Origin of the sequence: Chryseobacterium bernardetii, from assembly GCF_003815975.1 — a bacterium.
GTDB lineage: Bacteria > Bacteroidota > Bacteroidia > Flavobacteriales > Weeksellaceae > Chryseobacterium > Chryseobacterium bernardetii.
Genome location: NZ_CP033932.1, coordinates 4,182,835 through 4,204,935 on the forward strand (window position 1 = coordinate 4,182,835; position 22,101 = coordinate 4,204,935).

General features: G+C 37.9%; 16 protein-coding genes. 9 read left to right on the forward strand and 7 right to left on the reverse strand.

The features are described 5' to 3' along the window. Window positions 1-35: 35 nt before the first annotated feature. The 6 genes from EG339_RS19045 to glgB all read right to left on the reverse strand — a co-directional run bounded on the left by EG339_RS19045 (window position 36) and on the right by glgB (window position 9,425). Entirely contained in the window at window positions 36-2,849 is a 2,814-nt protein-coding gene (locus EG339_RS19045) for a 2-oxoglutarate dehydrogenase E1 component (protein ID WP_123871488.1), read from the reverse strand. Between the two features lie 125 nt (window positions 2,850-2,974). Next, window positions 2,975-4,015 (reverse strand): SRPBCC domain-containing protein, encoded by a 1,041-nt coding sequence (locus EG339_RS19050; protein WP_123871489.1) that lies wholly within the window; start codon window positions 4,013-4,015, stop codon window positions 2,975-2,977. A 231-nt stretch (window positions 4,016-4,246) separates the two neighbouring features. Beyond that, window positions 4,247-5,515 (reverse strand): glucose-1-phosphate adenylyltransferase, encoded by a 1,269-nt coding sequence (locus EG339_RS19055; protein ID WP_123871490.1) that lies wholly within the window; start codon window positions 5,513-5,515, stop codon window positions 4,247-4,249. A 15-nt stretch (window positions 5,516-5,530) separates the two neighbouring features. Continuing rightward, window positions 5,531-6,067: an FEKKY domain-containing protein gene (locus tag EG339_RS19060; RefSeq protein WP_123871491.1), complete on the reverse strand. Its 537-nt coding sequence runs from the start codon at window positions 6,065-6,067 to the stop codon at window positions 5,531-5,533. Between the two features lies 1 nt (window position 6,068). Continuing rightward, window positions 6,069-7,475, reverse strand: coding sequence for a glycogen synthase (locus tag EG339_RS19065; RefSeq protein WP_123871492.1), 1,407 nt, complete (start codon window positions 7,473-7,475; stop codon window positions 6,069-6,071). 3 nt (window positions 7,476-7,478) lie between these two features. Next, the gene (gene glgB / locus EG339_RS19070; protein ID WP_123871493.1) at window positions 7,479-9,425 is read right to left on the reverse strand and encodes a 1,4-alpha-glucan branching protein GlgB; all 1,947 of its coding nucleotides are present in this window, start codon (window positions 9,423-9,425) and stop codon (window positions 7,479-7,481) included. Between the two features lie 199 nt (window positions 9,426-9,624). Here glgB and EG339_RS19075 point away from each other — a divergent pair, with 199 nt between their 5' ends. The 9 genes from EG339_RS19075 (at window position 9,625) to EG339_RS19115 (ending at window position 19,368) form a co-directional block, all read left to right on the forward strand. Then, on the forward strand, window positions 9,625-10,749 hold the full coding sequence (locus EG339_RS19075; protein ID WP_228459654.1) for an alpha/beta hydrolase-fold protein: 1,125 nt from the start codon (window positions 9,625-9,627) through the stop codon (window positions 10,747-10,749). Window positions 10,750-10,753: 4 nt separating this feature from the next. Then, window positions 10,754-12,169, forward strand: a complete 1,416-nt coding sequence (locus EG339_RS19080) for a M17 family metallopeptidase (protein WP_123871494.1) — start codon at window positions 10,754-10,756, stop codon at window positions 12,167-12,169. A 140-nt stretch (window positions 12,170-12,309) separates the two neighbouring features. Further along, window positions 12,310-13,524 carry an ATP-grasp domain-containing protein gene (locus tag EG339_RS19085; protein WP_123871495.1) on the forward strand — a complete coding sequence of 405 codons (1,215 nt, stop codon included), beginning with the start codon at window positions 12,310-12,312 and terminating at the stop codon, window positions 13,522-13,524. Between the two features lie 30 nt (window positions 13,525-13,554). Further along, window positions 13,555-14,268, forward strand: coding sequence for an alpha/beta hydrolase-fold protein (locus EG339_RS19090; protein ID WP_123871496.1), 714 nt, complete (start codon window positions 13,555-13,557; stop codon window positions 14,266-14,268). Between the two features lie 269 nt (window positions 14,269-14,537). Next, the gene (locus tag EG339_RS19095; RefSeq protein ID WP_123871497.1) at window positions 14,538-15,491 is read left to right on the forward strand and encodes an ATP-grasp domain-containing protein; all 954 of its coding nucleotides are present in this window, start codon (window positions 14,538-14,540) and stop codon (window positions 15,489-15,491) included. Window positions 15,492-15,521: 30 nt separating this feature from the next. Beyond that, a complete protein-coding gene (locus EG339_RS19100; protein WP_066693312.1) occupies window positions 15,522-16,643 on the forward strand; it encodes a carboxylate-amine ligase in 1,122 nt (373 codons plus the stop codon). Window positions 16,644-16,676: 33 nt separating this feature from the next. After that, complete coding sequence (locus EG339_RS19105) at window positions 16,677-17,510, forward strand: type 1 glutamine amidotransferase (protein ID WP_123871498.1); 834 nt, start codon at window positions 16,677-16,679, stop codon at window positions 17,508-17,510. Between the two features lie 196 nt (window positions 17,511-17,706). Continuing rightward, window positions 17,707-18,885 (forward strand): hypothetical protein, encoded by a 1,179-nt coding sequence (locus EG339_RS19110; protein ID WP_123871499.1) that lies wholly within the window; start codon window positions 17,707-17,709, stop codon window positions 18,883-18,885. Between the two features lie 24 nt (window positions 18,886-18,909). Beyond that, window positions 18,910-19,368 carry a hypothetical protein gene (locus tag EG339_RS19115; RefSeq protein ID WP_123871500.1) on the forward strand — a complete coding sequence of 153 codons (459 nt, stop codon included), beginning with the start codon at window positions 18,910-18,912 and terminating at the stop codon, window positions 19,366-19,368. Window positions 19,369-19,401: 33 nt separating this feature from the next. On the opposite strand, the gene cphA is transcribed toward EG339_RS19115, so the two are convergent. After that, window positions 19,402-22,032, reverse strand: coding sequence for a cyanophycin synthetase (cphA, locus tag EG339_RS19120; RefSeq protein ID WP_123871501.1), 2,631 nt, complete (start codon window positions 22,030-22,032; stop codon window positions 19,402-19,404). Window positions 22,033-22,101: the final 69 nt, after the last annotated feature.

The following is a 22,101-nucleotide window of genomic DNA, read 5'->3' on the forward strand; positions in this document are numbered from 1 at the left end:
GAGTATTTTTTATTTTTTAATTGATTATTATTTAATTAAGCTGTTACTGGTCTTTTTGCAGGAGCATCGTCTCTGTCGAATACTCTGTTGATCACTGCATTCTGATTTTTCTCAAACATTTTGTGACTACCCGGAGCCGGAGCACCGCTTGGTACCGGAGCTACTACCTGAATTCCTGTATCTCTGAAGTTTCTCAGGATATAAGACCAAGCTCCCATGTTTTCAGGTTCTTCCTGAGCCCACACTAGTTCTTTTCTGTTTTCGTATTTGCTGAAGATCGCTTCAATAGCATCCGTTTGAAGTGGATATAACTGCTCGAATCTTACTAAGGCAATATTTTCACAGTTCAGTTCTTCTTTCTTCGCTAATAATTCAAAGTACAGTTTACCTGAACAAAGAACTAATTTTTCTACTTTTTTAGGATCTGCAGCTGGATCGTCTAAGATTGGCTGGAATGAACCTGTTGCAAAATCTTCAAGCGGAGAAACTACTTTAGGGTGTCTCAATAAAGATTTAGGGCTCATGACAATCAATGGTTTTCTGAATGCCCACTTCAACTGTCTTCTCAATAAGTGGAAGTAGTTGGCTGGTGAAGTAATATTTGCTACAACCATGTTTTCATTAGCACAAAGTGTTAAGAATCTCTCTAATCTTGCTGAGGAGTGTTCTGCACCCTGACCTTCTGAACCGTGAGGCAATAACATTACCAATCCGTCCTGGATTTTCCATTTTTCTTCTGCTGCAGCTAAATACTGGTCAACGATGATCTGAGCACCGTTCACGAAATCTCCGAACTGAGCTTCCCAGATGGTTAATGTATTTGGAGAAGCCATTGCATACCCGTAGTCGAAACCTAGAACACCGTATTCTGAAAGGTGAGAGTTGAATACATCAAATCTGTTTTCTGAAACGTGTCTTAACGGAATATATTCTTCTTCTGTATCTTCCGTTTTTACAACAGCATGTCTGTGAGAGAATGTTCCTCTTTCTACATCTTCCCCGGAGATTCTTACGTTGTGACCTTCCACAAGCAGCGTAGCATAAGCTAACCACTCTCCTAACGCCCAGTCTAATGAGTTTCCTTCAATAGCCTTGAGTCTGTTTTCGAAAAGTCTTGTAATCTTGTTGATGAATTTTTTATCAGCCGGAAGTGTTGACATTTTAATTGCCAACTCTTTCAGCTTAGCTAAGTCATATTTTGTATCAACAGGCAACTGAACTGCTCCTCTTTTTCCGATTGGATAATTTGTCCAATCTTCAGCCATGAAGACGTCCATTACGTTTTTCTCAATCTCTTTGGAGGCATCAAAATCTTTGTCAAGAAGTGCTTTGAAGTCGACTTCCATTTTCTTGATGATATCGTTAGAGATAACGCTGTCGTTGATTAATTTATCTTTATAGATTTCTCTTGGGTTCGGGTGCTTAGAAATAGCCTTATAAAGATTAGGCTGAGTAAATCTTGGCTCATCCCCTTCGTTATGACCGTATTTTCTGTATCCCAATAGATCGATGTATACATCTTTTCCGAATTTCGCTCTGAAATCAGCAGCAAAATGGATGGCGTGGACTACTGCTTCAGCATCATCAGCATTTACGTGCATTACAGGAGATTCTGTAACTTTTGCAATGTCTGTACAGTATGTTGAAGATCTGGCATCATGGAAATTGGTAGTGAAAGATACCTGGTTGTTTACAACGATGTGAACAGTACCTCCTGTTCTGTATCCTTCAAGGGTCATCATCTGAGCTACTTCATAAGCAATTCCCTGCCCTGCAATAGCACCATCACCGTGAATGATGATTGGCAATACCTTAGAATAGTCTTTATACTTATCGTCTACTTTTGCACGGCAGATTCCTTCTACCAGAGCTGCAACGGTTTCAAGGTGAGACGGGTTCGGAGTAAGGTTGATGCAAACTTCTTCTCCTGAAGCTGTTTTGATCTTTTTAGATGATCCTAGGTGATATTTAACGTCACCTGAAAATACGTCTTCTTCGAATTCTTTTCCTTCAAATTCTGAGAAGATCTGCTTGTAAGATTTTCCGAAGATGTTAGATAATACATTTAATCTTCCTCTGTGAGCCATCCCTAAAACAACTTCATCTACACCTAACTGAGAAGATCTTGAAATTAATTGATCTAAAGCCGGGATTAAAGTTTCACCACCTTCCAGTGAGAATCTTTTCTGACCTACAAATTTTGTATGAAGATAATTTTCAAAGGCTACTGCCTGATTTAATTTTAATAAAATTTCTGTTTTTTCATTCGCAGAAAGGCTTGGATGGTTTTCATTTACCTGAAGCCATTTTTTGATGAAATCTTTTTCTTCAACATTGTTGATGTGCATATATTCTACCCCGATAGAATCGCAGTAAATATTTTCAAGGTGCTTAATTAGATCTGCCAAAGTAGCAGGCTCTTTCATTCCTGTTTCAACAGCACAGTTGAATTTTGTATTTAAATCTTCCTTAGAAAGACCGAAGTTTTCGATATCTAAAGTAGGTGTATAGTGTCTTCTTTCTCTAACCGGGTTTGTTTTTGTAAACAGGTGCCCTCTTGTTCTGTAAGCCTCAATAAGGTTTACGACCTTAAATTCTTTCTTGATGTGTTCAGGAACTTCTCCGCCTGATACTGCCTGAGAAATCTGTTGTACTGCTGGAGCAGCGCTGGCCGAAGCCTGAGTAAATTGAATGTTATCGTCATCTCCGTAGTTCTCCAAAGCAAAATCGAAGCCTTGAAAGAAAGCTTTCCATGATGGTTCTAAAGAATCCGGGAATTTTAAGTACTGTTGGTATAAATCCTCAATTAACTGAGAATGAGCTGCGTTTAGGAATGAAAATCTGTCCATTATTACAGTTTATCTATTTATTAAAATTTATTTGTAGAATTAATCTTCAAATTTAATAAAAAAAACCGAGTTAGAACAGTCTGAAACCGTTAAAAAAACTTAAGAAAAAAATAATCAAAAAAAAATTACTTATACACTGATAATGAGAGCTTAAGGTTAACATCCTGGCCTTCCATCGGACGTTCAATAAAGGTCTGGCGGATATCTCCGAAGCGCATCTCATCTTTTTTGGCTTTCTGAATCAGCTGCTGAATGGCCTTAATTCTGCCTTCATAGCTCCCTTTGTAGTACATTACATAGTTTTGTGATGGGTTTACAGACCTAAAATTAAAGTTATTGTCAGACACTCCTATTTTCTTGGAAAGTGGAATTCCCAGGAAGTAGGAAACTTCTTTATCTTTATAGTTATCTGCATCTGTCATCAGGACCGGATACCCGAATTCATCATCTTTTTTACCAAGATCCATCGATACGAAATTATACACTTTGTTATAATTCATCACGATATTTTTGTAAAGCGCATCTTTTTTATTGGCTGTACTTACGTTGATCCCCAATAACAGCTTATCTTCTTCATTTTCCACCATCAGACTGTCATACTTGATGGCTGCCATCTGGTTGTCTTTTTCCACTTTATTCCCGAGCGAATTTTTAAGATTGACCATACTTTTGTTGATATTTTCAGCAAAACGGTCCTCTGTCCAGAAATTTTCGACCCTTCTCCAAACGGAAAGTTTCGGAGTATGTACATACCATGTAATTTTGGTCTTTTCTGCGGAAATCGGCTTGAATTTAACATCAACCAGCGTTGGATTTTCATTTTCATCTTCAAAAAGCTGGTATCTTAATGTCTTATTGAGATTCTCGTAACGGATAAACATTTCGCCATCGGTATCATTTTGTTTGTCTACGTAGCTGATGGCACTTCCCTGCCCTTCATAAGGCGTATAATAATCTATATCCATAGACTGTGAACTGGTAAAAAAATTATTCCATCTCGTAAAATTCTGGAGATTATTGAACTGGGCAAAAACTTTATCTACCGGATAATCAATCTCCTTTTCAACGGTAAAGTTCTTACTTTCATCTACAAAATAATACATGGAAGCAGCATAAGCCCCCCCCAAAAGAACAATAAGTACAGTCAGATATTTAAAAATACGCATCGCACAAAAATAATACAAATAAAAAAAGTGACCAATACGCCGATCACTCTGGTTGTATGTTTAACAATAATTAACCTTGTTAAGAGGCTGGAAGCGGGAAGATGGAAGTTAATGTTATCCAATAATTACTAACAATCTTTTATTAACAATATCATATTTTAATAAAAAACTCAAATAATATTAGTAATCAGCTATTGTAACTTCCAGCCTCCAGCTCCTTAATTCCTTTCTTTACCCTATATGTGTTCCCGGGGCCAGCACGGCACCTTTCTTCACTACAACGATTCCATCCTGTACTGAATAGGTTCCATAATCACCGTCAGGAAGATGTTTTCCACCGATAATTTTCACATTGTCTCCTATATAGCAGTTCTTGTCAAGGATTGCTTTTTCAATATAACAATATTTCCCGATTCCCATGTTGGGGCGGCCACCTCTGTCGTTTAATACAATTTCTGTGGTATTTTGATAGAAATCTGCTCCCATTACATAGGAATTGACAATGGTGCTTCCTTTATCTATCCTGGTTCTGTTTCCAATAACAGAATTTTCAATCTTATCTGCCATGATGATGCACCCATCCCCGAAAACAGCCTTACTTACATAAGAGCCGTTGATTTTTGAAGGCGGAAGCATTCTCGCTCTTGTATAGATTGGCGAGGAGGAAAACAGGTTGAACTGAGGAAGGTCCAGGCAAAGGTCCAGATTGGCTTCGTAGAATGATTCTATAGTTCCGATATCCGTCCAATATCCTTCATACTGATAACTTAATGTTTTATATTTTCCAATGGAACTTGGGATAATATCTTTTCCGAAATCATCTCCGGCGCCTTCTTCAAACATTTTTTTAAGGATATTTTTGGTAAAAATATAAATCCCCATAGAGGCCAGGAACTCTTTCCCTTTATGCTTATTCTCTACCGAAACTTCAGATTTCAAGCCATCCAGCATACTATAATCCGGCTTTTCATAGAAGGAGGTTATATTTCCTTCATCATCAGATTTTAAGATTCCAAAGCCGGTTGCATCTTTAGCATTAACCGGGATGGTTGCAATGGTAAGATCGCCTCCGTTTTCAATGTGAAAATCCAACATCTCCCTGAAATCCATCTGATAAAGCTGGTCTCCGGAAAGGATTAAGATATAGTCATAGTCATATTTTTCAAGATGCTTCATAGATTGGCGAACGGCATCTGCTGTTCCCTGGTACCAGCTGTCATTTTCCACATTTTGCTCCGCGGCAAGAATATCTACAAAACCCTTGCTGAAGATATCAAAGTGATAAGAGTTCTTGATATGCGAGTTCAGAGATGCGGAATTAAACTGAGTAAGCACCAGGATTTTATTCAATCCTGAGTTCAGACAGTTTGAAATAGGGATATCCACCAGTCTGTATTTTCCTGCAATAGGAACTGCCGGTTTTGATCTGGTATACGTTAACGGGAATAATCTTGTTCCTCTTCCACCTCCCAATACAATAGAGATTACATTTCGGTTCATAAATATATTGCGTTTTTATTTTATTAAGTTTACTGTTCTGTTTTTGGTGTCTACATTAACTCTGAAACATATTCTATTTTCATATTTCAGTTTTGGATTAATGACGGCTACTTCATACTGTCCTTTATCATTCAACTCTTTTATGTCTTTGTCTACGTCATCAATAGGAATATTATATTCTCTAAGCTTGTTTCGGAAAAGTTTGTTGATGATGAGTACATCCATTACATCCACCCGCTTCATCATAAAATCCTCCACATCCTTATTATATCTTACCTCCCAGTCTTTTCCATATTTATTTTCAATAGCTGCCCGAGTTTTTTTATTAGCTTTAATTATCTTTTCCTGTCTTTCATAATCAATCGTACAATCTCCCGCATCTATCCATTTTATTTTCCATTTTTCAGAAATGCCGTTGGCTGCTTCTTCTCTATGCAAATCTTTAAAACCTGCCCTGTATAACCAAAAATAGCCATTACGGAGTCCTTCATCTTCTTTTTTACAGGAAGACAGCAGTATTATGATCGATAAAAAAGAAACAAAACGTATCATATCAGCTATTATATAAAGCTATATATTTTTCGGCAGATTTCTCCCATGCAAAGTCAAAATTCATGTTGGCATGAATAAGTTCTTCCATTATTCCGTTTTGATGATAGATGCCAAGCGCTCTGTTCATCGCATGTACAATATCATCTACACCCGGATAGGTAAAGTTCAGCCCTGCCCCGCCTGTTGAAATATCTTCTACCGTATCTTTCAATCCACCGGTATATCTTACTACAGGAACGGTTCCGTACCTCATAGAGTACATCTGGTTTAAACCACATGGTTCTACTCTTGATGGCATCAACAGGAAATCTGCTGAGGCATAGATCTTATGAGAAAGGTGTTCCTTATATCCCAAATCCAAAGCAAAGTTGGTGTAGGTATAATCGTATTCCTTAAGTTTATTTTCAATATAAATATTTCCTGAGCCCAGGATCATGATATTTAAGGCACCATAACTTTGTTTAATACTTTTCCATACTACGTCAGGCAGCAGGTCTGCACCTTTTTCCGTAGCAAATCTTCCAATGAAAGCAAACAAAGGCAATTCCGGGTTCAGTCCGTATTCTTTGCAAAGCTTTTCCTTGTTTTTTCTCTTTTGGACCACTGCATTTTTGATATTAAAATTAAAATCCAGCATCGGATCAGTCTCCGGGTTCCAGACTTCGGTATCAATTCCGTTGATGATCCCGTAAGCTTTTCCGAATTCCTGACGAACCAGGCTTTCAAGTCCACGGAAGCTGATGAAAAGCTCTTCCAGATATCCTTCGGAAACGGTAGTGAAGGCATTGGCACATTTAATCATACTGGCCAATGGATTCATTAATCCATTCCAGTCCATTAATCCCCATTTATAGGCATCAAAAGAAGGCATATAATTCGCCATATTCCAGTTCATCATTCCCTGATACTCACCGTTATGGATGGTACCTATGGTTTTCACCCCTTTCAGAAAGCTAAATTCCATGCAATTTTCTACCATAAAAGGGACTAATCCTGTATGATAATCATGACAATGCAGAACATCCGGCCTTAATTCCATTGCACACAGCCAATGCAGAACCCCGTGTTGGAATGCAAGAAACTGAAAGTTTTCATCCTGGTAGCCATAAGGATTATCTCTATCCAAAAGCCCGGGAATTCTCACCATATAAAGTTCAAAACCCAAAGCATTGGTTTTTTCCTTCATAACCTGAACCTGCAGCATATTGGGTCCCTGATGAATAAAACCATCAAATACCACTTCAAACTCATGTTCACGGACAAAAGGTTTATTATACCACGGCATTACCACCTTGGCTTCTATTCCTTTTACTTTATTCTGATATTTAGGAAGGGCACCAACAACGTCTGCCAACCCACCTACTTTAGCTACAGGATAACATTCTGTGCTTAAATGATAGATAACCATTCTTTATCTTTTGTGTTTAATTCTGTGTAATTTATACTTTTTATCTTTTTGCTGCTTCAAAATAATTCCTGCCAGAGGCGGTAATTTGATGGTCATGAACTTCTGGTGTTCTGTTCCGTCTTTATATTTTTCATCCAAGATCTCAGGTGCTACTCCACTTCCGCTGTATCCTTCATCATCAGAATTGAATATAACCTCCCAATGCGTTCCGTTGGGAATCTTTATTTTGTAATCCAAAACTTTTGGAGCGAGGTTCAATACCGTCATCAAAATATCATCTCTTCTTTTTCCTTTCCTAAGATACACATAAACTGAATTTTCAAGATCATCTGCTTCTATCCATTCAAAGCCATGTTTATCAAATTGATTTTCATATAAAGCGGATTCGGATCTGTATAAATGATTGAGTTCTTTCACCAAATCCTGCAGTCCTTTATGAACAGGATATTTCAGAAGATGCCAATCAAGGCTTCGGGTAAAGTTCCATTCACTGGTTTGTCCGAATTCATCACCCATAAAAAGCAGTTTGGCTCCCGGATGGGTATACATATATACATATAAGGTACGGAGGTTGGCAAATTTCTGCCATTCATCGCCCTTCATTTTATAAATAAGGCTGGATTTCCCATGCACCACTTCATCATGAGATAAAGGCATCATATAATTTTCATTATACATATACATAGAGGCAAAGGTAAGTTTATGATGATGGAACTTCCTGTTGACAAAATCCTCTTTAAAATAATCCAGGGTATCATGCATCCAACCCATCATCCATTTCATTCCAAAGCCAACACCGCCATCATGAACAGGTTTGGTAAGCATTGGAAAATCTGAGCTTTCTTCAGCAATGGTCATAATACTGTTTCCGAATTCTTTATAAACAGCAGTATTGAATTCCTGCAAAAAAGCTTTGGCTTCAAGATTAACGTTTCCACCATATATATTTGGTTCCCATTCGCCTTCATTCCTGGAATAATCCAAATGAAGCATTGAAGTAACCGCATCCACACGAAGCCCGTCTGCATGATAACGATCCAGCCAGAACATGGCATTGGAAATCAGAAAAGATTTCACTTCGTTCCTTCCATAATTAAAGATATGTGATTTCCAGTCAGGATGAAACCCTTTTCTCGGATCTTCATGTTCATATAAATAGGAACCGTCAAAACGATGAAGTCCATTGGCATCTCCCGGAAAATGTGAAGGTACCCAATCCAGGATAACGCCTATATTATTCTGGTGAAGCTCATCAATAAGGAACATCAGGTCCTGTGGTGAGCCGAAACGTGAAGTTGCGGCATAAAATCCCGTGATCTGATATCCCCAGCTTGGATCATAAGGATATTCCATTACGGGCATAAACTCTACGTGCGTAAACTCCATTTCTTTTATATAAGGAACGAGTTTCTTAGCGATATCACGATAGTTCAAAAATTGATCAGGGCGGTCACTTTCTCTTACCCACGATCCTAAATGCAGTTCATATACAGATATGGGAGCCTCCAAACTGTTTTTCACGTGGCGGCTATCCATCCACTTGCTGTCATTCCATTCATACCATGTTGTGGAAACCAATGAAGCAGCCTGAATGTTCTGTTCCCAACTTAAAGCATAAGGATCACTTTTTTCTAAAATTTCTCCCCTAGCCGTCTCAATGGCATATTTATATAAGGTACCCCACGGTAAATCGTCTATAAAACCTTCCCAGATTCCGGACTCATCCCATCTTGGAAACAGAATATGATCTTTATGGTTCCAGTTATTAAAATCTCCTATTACAGAAACTTTTTTAGCATGGGGTGCCCAAACTGAGAAATAAACTCCCTTTACACCATCCTTTTCAACAGAATGTGCTCCAAATTTACCATACAGCTTATAATGTCTGCCTTCTTTAAAAAGGTACACATCATGATCGGTGAAAAGCGTATAGGTTTTAACAGAATTCATCAAGACCAGTTTGTATTTATATTTTGTCTGAAACTACGAAAAATACTGATAATAGCGGTTAATTATATATCAAATAATTATCATGCCATTTTTCCTCTTTCGTTTCTTATCAAATATATCATTTTTTAATTCACTTTTTTTATGATTCTCAAACAATCTTTTTTATAAATTTAACAATCTAATCAATTATTAAACACTTATGATGAGATTCGAACTTTATACTGATGAAAAAGATGACAGGCCGGTATTTATCACCGGGAATTTCAATAACTGGAATCCCAAGGACGATCAATACAAACTCCAGCAGTCAGACGCCAGTCATTATTTCATAGAAATCGAAGATGAAAAGCTTGCTGATGAAATTGAATATAAATTCACCAAAGGCGGCTGGGAAAATGTAGAGCTAGATAAATACGGGAATATTACCCCTAACCGGAAAGCAAAAAAAATTCTACAGAAAACCTTTGATACGGTAGAAAAATGGAGATTAAACTGGGGTCCTTTCAAAGAGGAATTCTTCCCTACCGCCGAAGTGATCTCCGAGAAATTCTACATCCCGCAGCTAGATCGTTACCGTAAAATCTGGGCAGTACTTCCTTATGATTATCATACTTCGGATAAAACTTACCCTGTTTTATATCTCCAGGATGCCCAAAACCTGTTCAATGAAGGAAGCGGCTTCGGAAACTGGGAAATTGACAAGAAACTCTCCATTCTTGCAGAATACGGACGTGGTGATCTCATCATTATTGCCATAGAACACGGAAGTGAAGACAGGATTAAGGAATATATTTTTGATAATGATCATGTGGCCAATGGTTCAGAAGGTAAAAAATACATCCGTTTTATTACAGATACCTTAAAGCCTTACGTGGATGAAAATTACCGCACTAAAAAAGACCGTGACAATACCGGAATCGGAGGCAGCTCACTGGGAGCATTAATCAGTATTTACAGTGGATTTCTTTATCCAGAAGTATATTCCAAATTATTGATCTTTTCCCCTTCTCTTTGGGTAGAACCTAATAATAATTTTCCGATGATGAGCTTCCGGGTTCCATTCAAAACAAAAATATACTTATATGGTGGTGGACAGGAAGGATCTAAAATGGTCAAAAGAATTCATATTTTTGAAGAGTATTTGAAAAAATGGGAGAAAAAGAACCTTTTTGATTTTGAATTCAGAACCAACATCAACCCTGAAGGAACACACAGTGAATTTTACTGGTCACAGGAATTCCCGAGAGCTATTGAATGGCTGTTCTATGACAATACCGAAAATCCCGTTGAAGTAAAGCCGCAACAACAAAGCATTAAGAACTAAATTTATGAAACTGATCAACAAAAAAAATAAAAATTACACTCAGGTTTTCCATTTATTTACTGAAGAAGAATGGATCAAAACAAGTAAAAACTTCAATAAAAACATCGCAACCTTCTTCACCGGAAAAAAGCATGAAGTATTTATCAATGCCCATGAAGAAGGAATTACTTATTTTATCGGACTCGGAAAGTCCACTTTACAGAATTTCGAGCTTCAGCAGGTGGCCGTGAAATTTTCACAGACCCAAAAGGAAAAACTGCAGTCAGCCCCTACATTATTTCTTGCTGATTTCCTTAATGAAAAACAGTTTGAGGAATTTGTGAAAGGATTATTCATCGGAACTTACCACTATCCTTTTGAAAAAAATCATCCTTTCTGGAATGCAAAATTTGAACTTCATTTTGAAAACTTAAGTCAGAAAAAACTAGACCATATCAGCCAGAAAGCCGAAGCTTTAAGCAACGGACAAATTGCATGTCAGGAATGGATGAATAAGCCAGCCAATTTAAAAAGGCCGGATACCTTTAGCCTGTACCTTAAAAATATGGCTAAAAAATACGATCTGAAATATACTGTTTTCAACCGCAAGAAATGTGAAGAATTAGGTCTGGGAGCTTACCTTGCCGTGAATCAGGGAAGTGCTTATGATGCTGCTTTTACCATTTTGGAATATAAAACAACGGTTAAAAATGCCAAAACATTTGGGTTGGTTGGAAAATGTGTCTTGTTTGATACAGGAGGAATTTCTCTGAAACCCTTTACCAATATGCACTATATGAAATCGGACATGGGTGGAGCTGCGGCTGTTTTAGGAACGTTGATCTATGCTGCGGAGATGAAACTGCCGGTTAATATTATAGCTGTACTTCCGATCACAGATAATGCTATTTCTGAAAAAGCTTTGCTTCCAAGTGATGTTATTACCGCCTATAACGGAAAAACCATTGAAGTGATGGATACAGATGCAGAAGGCAGGCTGATTCTTGCTGACGGACTGGCCTATTTGACCAAAAACTATAAAACAGATTTCCTTATTGACCTGGCTACCTTAACGGGAAGTTCAGTAAGAATGTTCGGAGATACCTGCGGTGCCCTGTTTTCAAATAATGAAGAACTGAAAAACCTTTTGATAAAAACCGGAGATCATACCAACCAAAGACTGTGGAATTTACCATTATGGGATGTGTGGAAAGATGATATACAGTCTGATGTGGCCGACTTAAAAAACATGTCTCTAAAACCTGTTGGAGATTGTATTATTGCCGCCAAATTCTTAGAACATTTCATTGAAAACCATCCTAAATGGGCACATCTGGATATTGCCGGTGTAGCTTTTGGAAATGTAGGATATGCCAAAGAAAAAGCAGCTACCGGTTATGGGGTTCAATTGCTCACGGATTTAATTGAAAATTATCACTAAAAATTAGTTTATTACAAAAATTCTCTGTATACTTGAATAGTGATTTAGAAAAGCATATCATATTTTGATTTTTAATATTAATCAAATAACAAAGAATTGTTTTTATTTTTGATAATTCACTAAAACTTAAAAAACATTATATGGAGGAGAAAATTATAGTATGCATTTCGTGCTATTACAAGGGCTATGATTTCATGGACGAAATGAAGAGGCTCGGTAATAAAATAATCTTAGTAACATCAGAAAATCTTAAAGAAAAAAACTGGCCCTGGCATGCCATTGATGAGGTATTTTATATGCCTGAGATCAAGCCCTCTGTATGGAACCTGGACCATTTGATTCAGGGATTTTCCCACCTGATGAAGACCAGAAAAGTTGACGCTGTAGTCGCTCTTGATGATTATGACGTGGAAAAGGCTGCCCTGATCCGTGAAACTTTCCGTATTCCGGGAATGGGACAGACCACGCACCGTTATTTCAGAGATAAATTGGCAATGCGTCAGAAGGCAAAAGATTCGGGAATTAATGTTCCTGAATTTACTGCCGTTTTTAATGATGATACAGTGAATGAGTTTGTGGAAAGAGTTTCTGCTCCCTGGGTCCTGAAGCCCCGTTCAGAAGCATCAGCATCAGGAATCAAAAAGATTACCACAAAAGAACAGCTTCATGAGGCACTGGAAGTACTGGGTGAAGAACGACATCTTTTCCTTCTTGAAAGCTTTAAACCGGGAGATGTGTATCATGTGGACAGCTTAACCTTCAACAAAGAAATTGTTTTTACTTCTTCATCAAAATATCTGGCTCCGCCTATGCAGGTTTCTCACGAAGGCGGTGTGTTCAGATCCAAAACGTTAGGAAGATACTCTGAGGAATTCAAAGATTTGGAAGAAATCAATTCCAGAGTACTTTCCAGCTTCGGGCTGATGAACGGAGCTACACATACAGAGTTCATCCGTGGAAAAGAAGATGGAAAATGGTACTTCCTTGAAACTTCTTCAAGAGTAGGCGGTGCTCATATTCCTGATTTGGTAGAAGCTTCAAGCAGCATCAATATCTGGCGAGAGTGGGCGAAGATTGAAGATGCACTTTTAAGAAATAAAAGCTACACCATTTCTCCTCCTACAGGATATTATGCCGGGCTTATTATTGCTCTTATCAAGGATAAAGAACCTGATTACAGCAAATTTGAATGCGAAGAAGCCATACAATTTCTTCCTATAGATCATCATGTGGGAATTGTTTATAAATCCAACGATGCATCTGTAATACAAGAAAGGCTGGACAATGCGGCAGAAAAGATTAACACAGAAATGCTTAACATTCTTCCTCCTAAAACCAGTAAACTGAGCAGTTAACGATAACCCATCCTTAAAGTAAAAATATAAATGCCCCATATAGAACATACAGATTACTATTCCAACATTTTAGGAATAAGTGTTAAAGTAGAAGTGACCGGACATTACGGCTACCCTATCATCATGTTTCCAACCTCACAGGGACAATATACCCAGAACCATGATTTTCATCTTAACGGAAGTATCAATTGGTTCATAGAACAGGGAAAAGTAAAGCTTTATAATATTCAGACCATTGACAGCTGGAGTTTTTATGATGAAAAAATATCTCCGCAACAGAGAATCAAAAATTATGAACGGTATGTACAGTTTCTGATACTGGAATTTGTACCTTACATCCAAAAGCTTCATAAAACCCATCGTGTAGCAGTAGCCGGAGCAAGTTTTGGTGGTTATCATGCCGCTAATTTCGCCTTCAGGTTCCCGGATGTGGTTTCTCATCTGTTTTGCCTTTCAGGAGCTTTCAGCATAAGGAATTTTATGGACGGTTATTCTGATGACCTGGTATACTTCAACTGCCCAAGAGAGTTTGTAAGAAATGATGAAGCCTGGAAATACAAACATATGCATATTGTATTAAGTACCTCAGATCAGGATATCTGTAAAAACAAAAATATTGAAATGGCGGAGATCTTAAGGTCAAAAGGTATTGATTTCTGGTATGATGAGAGAAAATGGATTGGCCACGACTGGCCATTGTGGAGAATGGTTTTCCCAACCTTTATTGGAGCTTATTTCTCTTAACATATTTATAGTTTAACCCTTATTTTAACCACAAAAGTTTAACACTTAAGTCATTTGAAGAGACTACTAACTGTTTGACAAGTACACTTAAATTTTTGAAGATCTTGGATTTCAGTTTGCCGAATATCACAGTTGAAGACGTGGTATTCCCCTCCTCCGGAAGGGTGGCAGAGCGAAGATTGGGCAGGTTGGTCAAAATAAGAACCCAAACCTCATCTATTCACATTGACAAAAAATAGAAAAATATACCCTCATTAAAAACAAAAATTATGACAAAAAAAGTAGGAATTCTATTCGGTATGGAAGATACCTTTCCCTGGGCATTTATAGACAAGGTTAATGAACTGGGCGGTGGAGATATTGTGGCTGAACCTGTTACGATTGACAAACTTGAGCAGGGTGCAGATTATGGATATGCCGTAATTATAGACAGAATTTCGCAGGATGTTCCCTTTTACAGAGCGTATTTAAAAAATGCAGCACTTAATGGTACTTATGTTATCAATAACCCGTTCTGGTGGAGTGCTGATGAAAAGTTTTTCAATAATGCCCTGATGAGCAAACTCGGAATTCCGTTACCCAAAACCGTGTTGCTTCCCTCTCATGAAAGACCGGACAATACTTCAGAAACTTCATTCAGAAACCTGAAATTCCCACACGATTGGGAATATATTTTCAATTATGTAGGATTTCCTGCTTATATGAAACCCCACGATGGTGGTGGCTGGAAAAACGTATACAGAGTGGAAAACCCTGATGATCTCTGGAACAAACTTGGAGAAACAGAACAATTGGTAATGATGGTTCAGGAAGAAATTATTTTTGATGATTATTACAGAGTGTATTGTTTAGGCAGGAAATATGTTCACATTATGCCTTATGAGCCTAGAAACCCACATCATTTGAGATATGCCACTACCCACCAGACACAAGGCGAAGAACTTGAAAAACTTTTGAAAACCATTCATGATTATACCATTAAGATGAATGAAGCATTAGGATATGACTTCAATACCGTAGAATTTGCTGTAAGAGACGGTATTCCTTATGCAATCGACTTCTGTAATCCGGCTCCTGATGCAGACAGGAACTCTGTAGGAGAAGAGAACTTTGCATGGATTATAGAGCATGCTGCTAAGCTGGCTATTGAAAAAGCCAAGGAATATGTTTCGGGAAAACCTAATATCACTTGGGGAACCTTCGTGAAAGATTCCATAAAATAATATTGAAAAAGAATAAAAAAACACAAGACAATGCATCATCAGTTTACTATTGGAATCGAAGAAGAATATCAGATCATTGATGTTGAAAGCAGGGATTTGATTTCTCACGTATCAAAAATCATTGAAGGCGGAAAAGCAGTATTGAGTGAAAACCTAAAGCACGAAATGCATGAATCCATGATTGAAATGGAAACCGGAATCTGCCAGAATATTCAGGAAGCCCGTGCAGAATTAACCAATCTAAGAAGACACCTCATCAACACAGCCCACGAACAGGGGCTCCGTGTTTCCGGAGGTGGAACCCATCCTTTTTCCCATTGGTCAGACAACACGATCACTCAGGGAGAGAGATACATCAAAATTGTTGATGATATGGGGGATGTAGCCCGCGAGAACCTTATTTTCGGGCTTCACGTACATATTGGAATTCCTAACCGTGAAGAAGGAGTAAGAATTCAGAATGTAATGCGTTACTTTCTGCCTCACGTATATGCCCTATCCACCAATTCTCCTTTCTGGATTGGAAGGTATACAGGTTTTAAATCTTACAGGCAGGAAATTTTCGTCAAGTTCCCCAGAACCGGTATTCCAAGCTACTTTAACTCACTAGCAGAGTTTGACAGCTACGTTGATCTCTTAGTAAAAACAGGGACTATTGACAATGCTAAAAAAATATGGTGGGATTTAAGGGTTCACCCGTTCTACCCTACCATTGAATTCAGGATTTGTGATATGCCATTAAGAATTGATGAAACCGTATGTCTTGCTGCCATTATGCAGAGTTTAGTGGCTAAAATTTATAAGCTACACCAGCAAAACCTCAGCTTCAGAAGTTACAGAAGACTATTATTGAACGAAAATAAATGGCGTGCCTCCAAAAGCGGTATTGAAGCCCACCTGATCGATTTTGGAAAAGAAGAATCTGTTCCGTATCCTCTATTATTAAAAGAACTTTTAGAGTTTATTGATGATGTTGTAGATGATTTGGGATGCCGGAAAGAGGTTGAATATGCCTGGAAAATTCTTGAAAACGGAACGGGAGCCGACCGACAGCTACAGATCTTTAAGGAAACCGGTGATCTTACTAAAGTGGTAGATTATATGATCTCAGAAACAGAATATGGCATCACCCATGGTGAACCCGCTTCATAATATTTTTGGTAACTTTACAAAAAATATGATGTAATGAAAGATATTCGAATTGCTCTGCTGGACATGAACAACAACCATGTTAATCAAGGCTTTAGAAACATTAAAGAAATTTCTGAAACATTTCAGCAGAACTCTGAAGAAAATGTGACCATCAGGACGTTTGATGTGAGGTTTAAAGATGAAATGCCGGAAATCGGAGACTTTGATATTTTTATTTCTTCAGGCGGACCGGGTACTCCACACCGTGAAGGTTTTGCCTGGGAAGACAGGTTTGCTCATTTTTTAGATTCCATTTTTGAACATAATAAATACAGTGAAGATAAAAAGTATCTTTTCCTGATCTGCCACTCGTTCCAGCTGGCAAGTATTCACTGGAAATTAGGGGATATCTGTAAAAGAAAATCCTATTCCTTTGGAGTAATGCCGATTCATAAAACTGAAAAAGGAAAACATGAGTTTTTATTTAAGAACCTGCCGGAGCCTTTTTATGCAGTAGATTCAAGAGCATACCAGTTTATCAGACCGGATTTTGACCGGCTTCAGGAATTAGGAATGCAGATTCTTGCTATTGAAAAATTCCGTGCCCATATCAACTTAGAAAGAGCTGTGATGGCTATTCGTTTTTCAGATGAAATTTTTGGAACACAGTTTCATCCGGAAGCTAATCCTGAAGGTATGCTGGAAAACCTGAAAGATAAGAAAAATAAAGAAGCTATGATTGAAAACTTCGGAATGGAAAAATATCTTGAAACCATGGACAGAATAGATGATGAAGATAAAATTATCCTTACCAGAAACCAGATTCTTCCAAGATTTCTGCAGTTTGCAAAAAAAAACATTTTGAAGGAAGCTGAATCTTTGGCTTAAAAAGACGGGAAGCTGGAAGAAATAGGCTGAAGTTACGGGCAGTAAATGAACTTCTGGCCAGCCTTTGATTTTAATGAGGATAAGTAGATTGATCTTATTTTAAAATCCTGTCTTCAAAAGCTCCCCTCTTCAGGCTTCCATCTTATAAACATCGGGCATTGCTGCTCGATTTTTTTAACATCACAAAAGAGAAAATATGATCCCAAAATACAGAAAACAGTTCAACGAGGCGTTTTCGGATGAAAAATATAAAAAACTGAAGGAAATTTTAAAACAAAAAGGTGGTATAGAGCCAGGGTTCAGAATTTCAGAAAGTCCGATATTCCTTACCAAAGAATTTGAAAATAAATTAATTGATGCCAGCGAAAGTATCATCAGCCAGATCAAAGCACTACCGGCTGAAACTCTTCAGAAAGCTATTCCTGACAACTGTAGAGTTCCCAATGATACAGACCAGCCTCATTTCTTCACCATAGATTTTGGTGTATGTAAAAACAAAAACGGAGACATTGAACCCCAATTGATCGAACTTCAGGCTTTTCCATCGCTATACGCCTTTCAAAAGACTTATGAAGATACATTCTGTGAAGTATATCCATTCCTTTCAAACATCCGCAATACAATGCCTCATGAAGATTTTAAGCAGTATTTAAAGGATCTGATTGTGGGTGATGAGAATCCGGAAAACGTAATTCTTCTTGAAATTTTCCCTGAAAAGCAGAAAACAGCTATTGATTTTGCCCTGACAGAACAGTTATTAGGTATTAAAACAGTGTGTCTGACCAAGGTAAATAAAAAAGGTAAGAAATTATATTATGAAAATAATGGGCAGCTTGTAGAGATTAAAAGAATTTACAACCGTGTCATATTTGATGAACTTGACAGAATCCCAGATCTTGAAACAGCATTTGATTTCCGTGAAGAAGTTGATGTAAAATGGATCACCCATCCCAACTGGTTCTTTAAGATTTCTAAATTCCTGTTGCCATTATTAAAACATCAGTTTGTTCCTAAAAGTTATTTTCTTCATGAATTTCCGGAAGATGAAAATCTTGAAAACTTTGTATTGAAACCATTGTTTTCATTTGCGGGAAGCGGCGTGAATTTAAACCCAACGAAAGAGATCACTGATGCTATTGAAGACAAAGAAAATTATATCCTGCAAAGAAAAGTAACCTATGAACCTGTTTTTGAAGATATCAACGGAGAGTTTTCAAAAGCAGAGATTCGTTTATTGTATATTTGGCGGGAAAATGACGAACGTCCTATCCTGCTGGAAAATCTTGGAAGAATGACCAAAGCCGCAATGGTGAATGTAGACTTTAATAAAAAAGATGCTATCTGGATTGGAAGTTCAAATGCTTTTTTTGGATAAACAACTTATAAAACTAAATAATACATGGAAGAAAAGCAAACCGCTTTTGCAGAATTTGACAACAACATTTTAACACGGAGAAGAAATTTATTACCTACCTGGATTAAAATATTTCTATGGATCTTTTTAATTGGGGGCGCAACAGCTGCTATTATATTGATGGCGAGTTCTCTGATGACTCATATTTCTTTATCGATATATGGGATAAAGGCTAATCATCCCTATTCAATGACAGGGCTTTTGATCTCCTTCCTGTTCTTATTCAAAGGAATTGTTGCTTACGGGCTTTGGTTTGAGCAAAAATGGGCACCACAGGCAGCAATAGCTGATGCCATTATCGGGATTGCAATTTGTCTCATTATGATGGTAATTATCCCTTTCACCATTCCAGCGATCAGCTTTACAATTAGATTAGAACTCATCCCTTTGTATTTCTATCTTACAAAAATGCAGAGCATAAAGAAAACCTGGGAAAGCTTATAAAAAATAAGACCTCCGGAATTTCCGGAGGTCTTTCTATATATTTTTATCGTCTTCCAGCAATTCTCTTGCCTGATATTCCTGTACCAGATCAATAGCATTGGAAATCACATCGCTCAAAGCTGTGATAAATGTTCCTTCTTCAGCCATTCCCATAGCATGTTTCAAAGCTTCTATTTCTTTAGGAATAATCTCATAGCTGACATCTTTTCCTGAAGCCTGCATTCCCTCAATAATCAATCCGTTAATCTCCTCTTCTGTTCTTCCTCTAAGGTGTTTCTCATTACGGATGATGATATGATCAAACATTCTTCCAGCAATCTTCCCACATTCTCTGATATCATTATCTCTTCTGTCTCCAACACCGGAAATGATTCCTATTTTTTTAGTAGCTTCCACATTTTTCAAATAATCTTCTATTGCCTCATATCCGGATGGGTTGTGGGCAAAGTCAATCAATACTTTAAAGCTTTTGAATTTAAAGACATTTAATCTCCCCGGAGTAAGCTGAGCACTTGGGATAAAGGTTCTTAGTGAATTGGAAATATCTTCAATTCCAAATCCGTAAAGATAACTGGCCAAACTGGCTGCCAATACGTTTTCGATCATAAACCTGGCTTTACCATCCATCGTTATCGGGAAATCTTTAGCTTTACCGATTCTGATCTTCCAATCGCCTTTTTTAATGGTTACAAAACCTTCCTCATAAACACAGGTGATTCTTCCCTCTTTCGCAAATTTTACAATATACGGATTATTTTCATCCATACTGAAAATAGCTACGTTAGAGTCAAGATCATTTACAATTTTCATAGAATATTCATTGTCTGCGTTCAGTACACTCCAGCCGGTCTTCTTTACACTGTCTAATACAACACGCTTTACTTTGGTAAGATCTCTTAAACTGTGAATATCATTCATTCCCAGGTGATCTTCCTCAATATTGGTAAGAACCCCGATATCACATTGAGAGAATCCTAATCCCGAGCGAAGGATTCCTCCTCTTGCCGTTTCAAGAACAGCAAATTCAACAGTAGGATCTTTTAAAATAAATTCTGCCGAAAGCGGTCCGGTAGTATCTCCTTTTGACAGCATTGTATTCTGAATATAAATTCCATCTGAGGTGGTAAATCCAACTCTATAGCCATTACTTTTCACAATATGGGAAATCAGTCTTGTTGTTGTGGTTTTTCCATTGGTACCTGTAACGGCAATAATCGGAATGGTAAAGGGTTTTCCCTGTGGATATAACATATCTACAACCGGAGCGGCAACGTTTCTTGGTAAACCTTCACTTGGAGCCAGATGCATCCTGAATCCTGGCGCAGCATTAACTTCTATGATCGCCCCGCCGCTCTCTTTTAAGGGTTGCGTAAGATTTTCCGCCATGATATCAATCCCGCAAACATCCAGGCCAATAATTTTGGAAATCCTTTCTGCCATGGTGATATTTTCCGGATGTACCATATCCGTAACATCTATAGACGTTCCACCCGTAGAAAGGTTTGCTGTAGACTTCAGGTAAACCACCTCACCTTTTTGTGGAATGGTTTCAAGCGTATATTGAAGTTTTTCAAGCAGTTCCAAAGTATCTTTATCCACTTCAATCTCGGTAAGGACATTCTCGTGGCCATATCCTCTTCTCGGATCCTGGTTTTCTTTATCAATAAGCTGCTGAATACTTAGTTCCCCGTCTCCAACAATGTGAGCAGGAACTCTTCTTGCCGCAGCCACCATTTTATTATCAATTACCAACACCCTGAAATCATATCCTGTAATATATTTTTCAACAATTACTTTTCTTGAATATTTCTGGGCATGTTCTAGTCCTATTTTAGCTGCATCCCAATCATTAACATTGATGGAAGAACCCTTTCCATGGTTTCCGTCCAGAGGTTTTAAAACGATGGGGTACCCTATTTTTCTGATGACACTTTTCAGATCTTCCTCATCCACTACAAGATCTCCTATGGGTACAGGAATTGCCGCATCATGAAGCATCCTTTTAGTTAATTCTTTGTTACAGGCAATATCTACAGCAATAGAGCTTGTTTTACCGGTAATCGTAGCCTGAAAACGCTGTTGGTTAACTCCATATCCAAGCTGTACCAGTGAATTCGTTCCTAACCTGATCCATGGTATTTTTCTGGAAACGGCTTCTTCTACGATACTTCCGGTAGATGGCCCCAAACGTACACGTTCCCTGATTTCTTTCAGTTTCTGGATACAGGCATTCAGATTATATTCTTTGCCTTCAATTAAAGCTTCTGCAATTTTTACCGCTTCTTCAGCAGCATAAATTCCTACATTTTCTTCAAGATAATTGAATACCACATTATACACTCCAGGTGTTTTCGTTTCCCGGGTTCTTCCAAAGCCAACATCCATCCCGGCCAAGGTCTGTATTTCCAAAGCAATATGCTCAATAACATGCCCCATCCAGGTTCCTGTTTCCACCCTATGGAAAAAACCTCCTTCCACTCCTTCTGAACACCTATGGGTAATCAGTGACGGGATTAATTTTTCAATTCTCTCCCTGAATCCTTCTATTTTATTGGTAGGATAATTTTCCATTTCCTCAAGGTCTAACCTCATCTGTATCAGCTTCTTTCTCCTGATACTCCAGATATTAGGACCTCGCAGTGCCTGAATCTTTTCGATTTTCATAGTCTATTGGCATTTTAGCAGTTAACAATAACTTATTTTACAATCAAATATAGTATAAAACCCCAAACA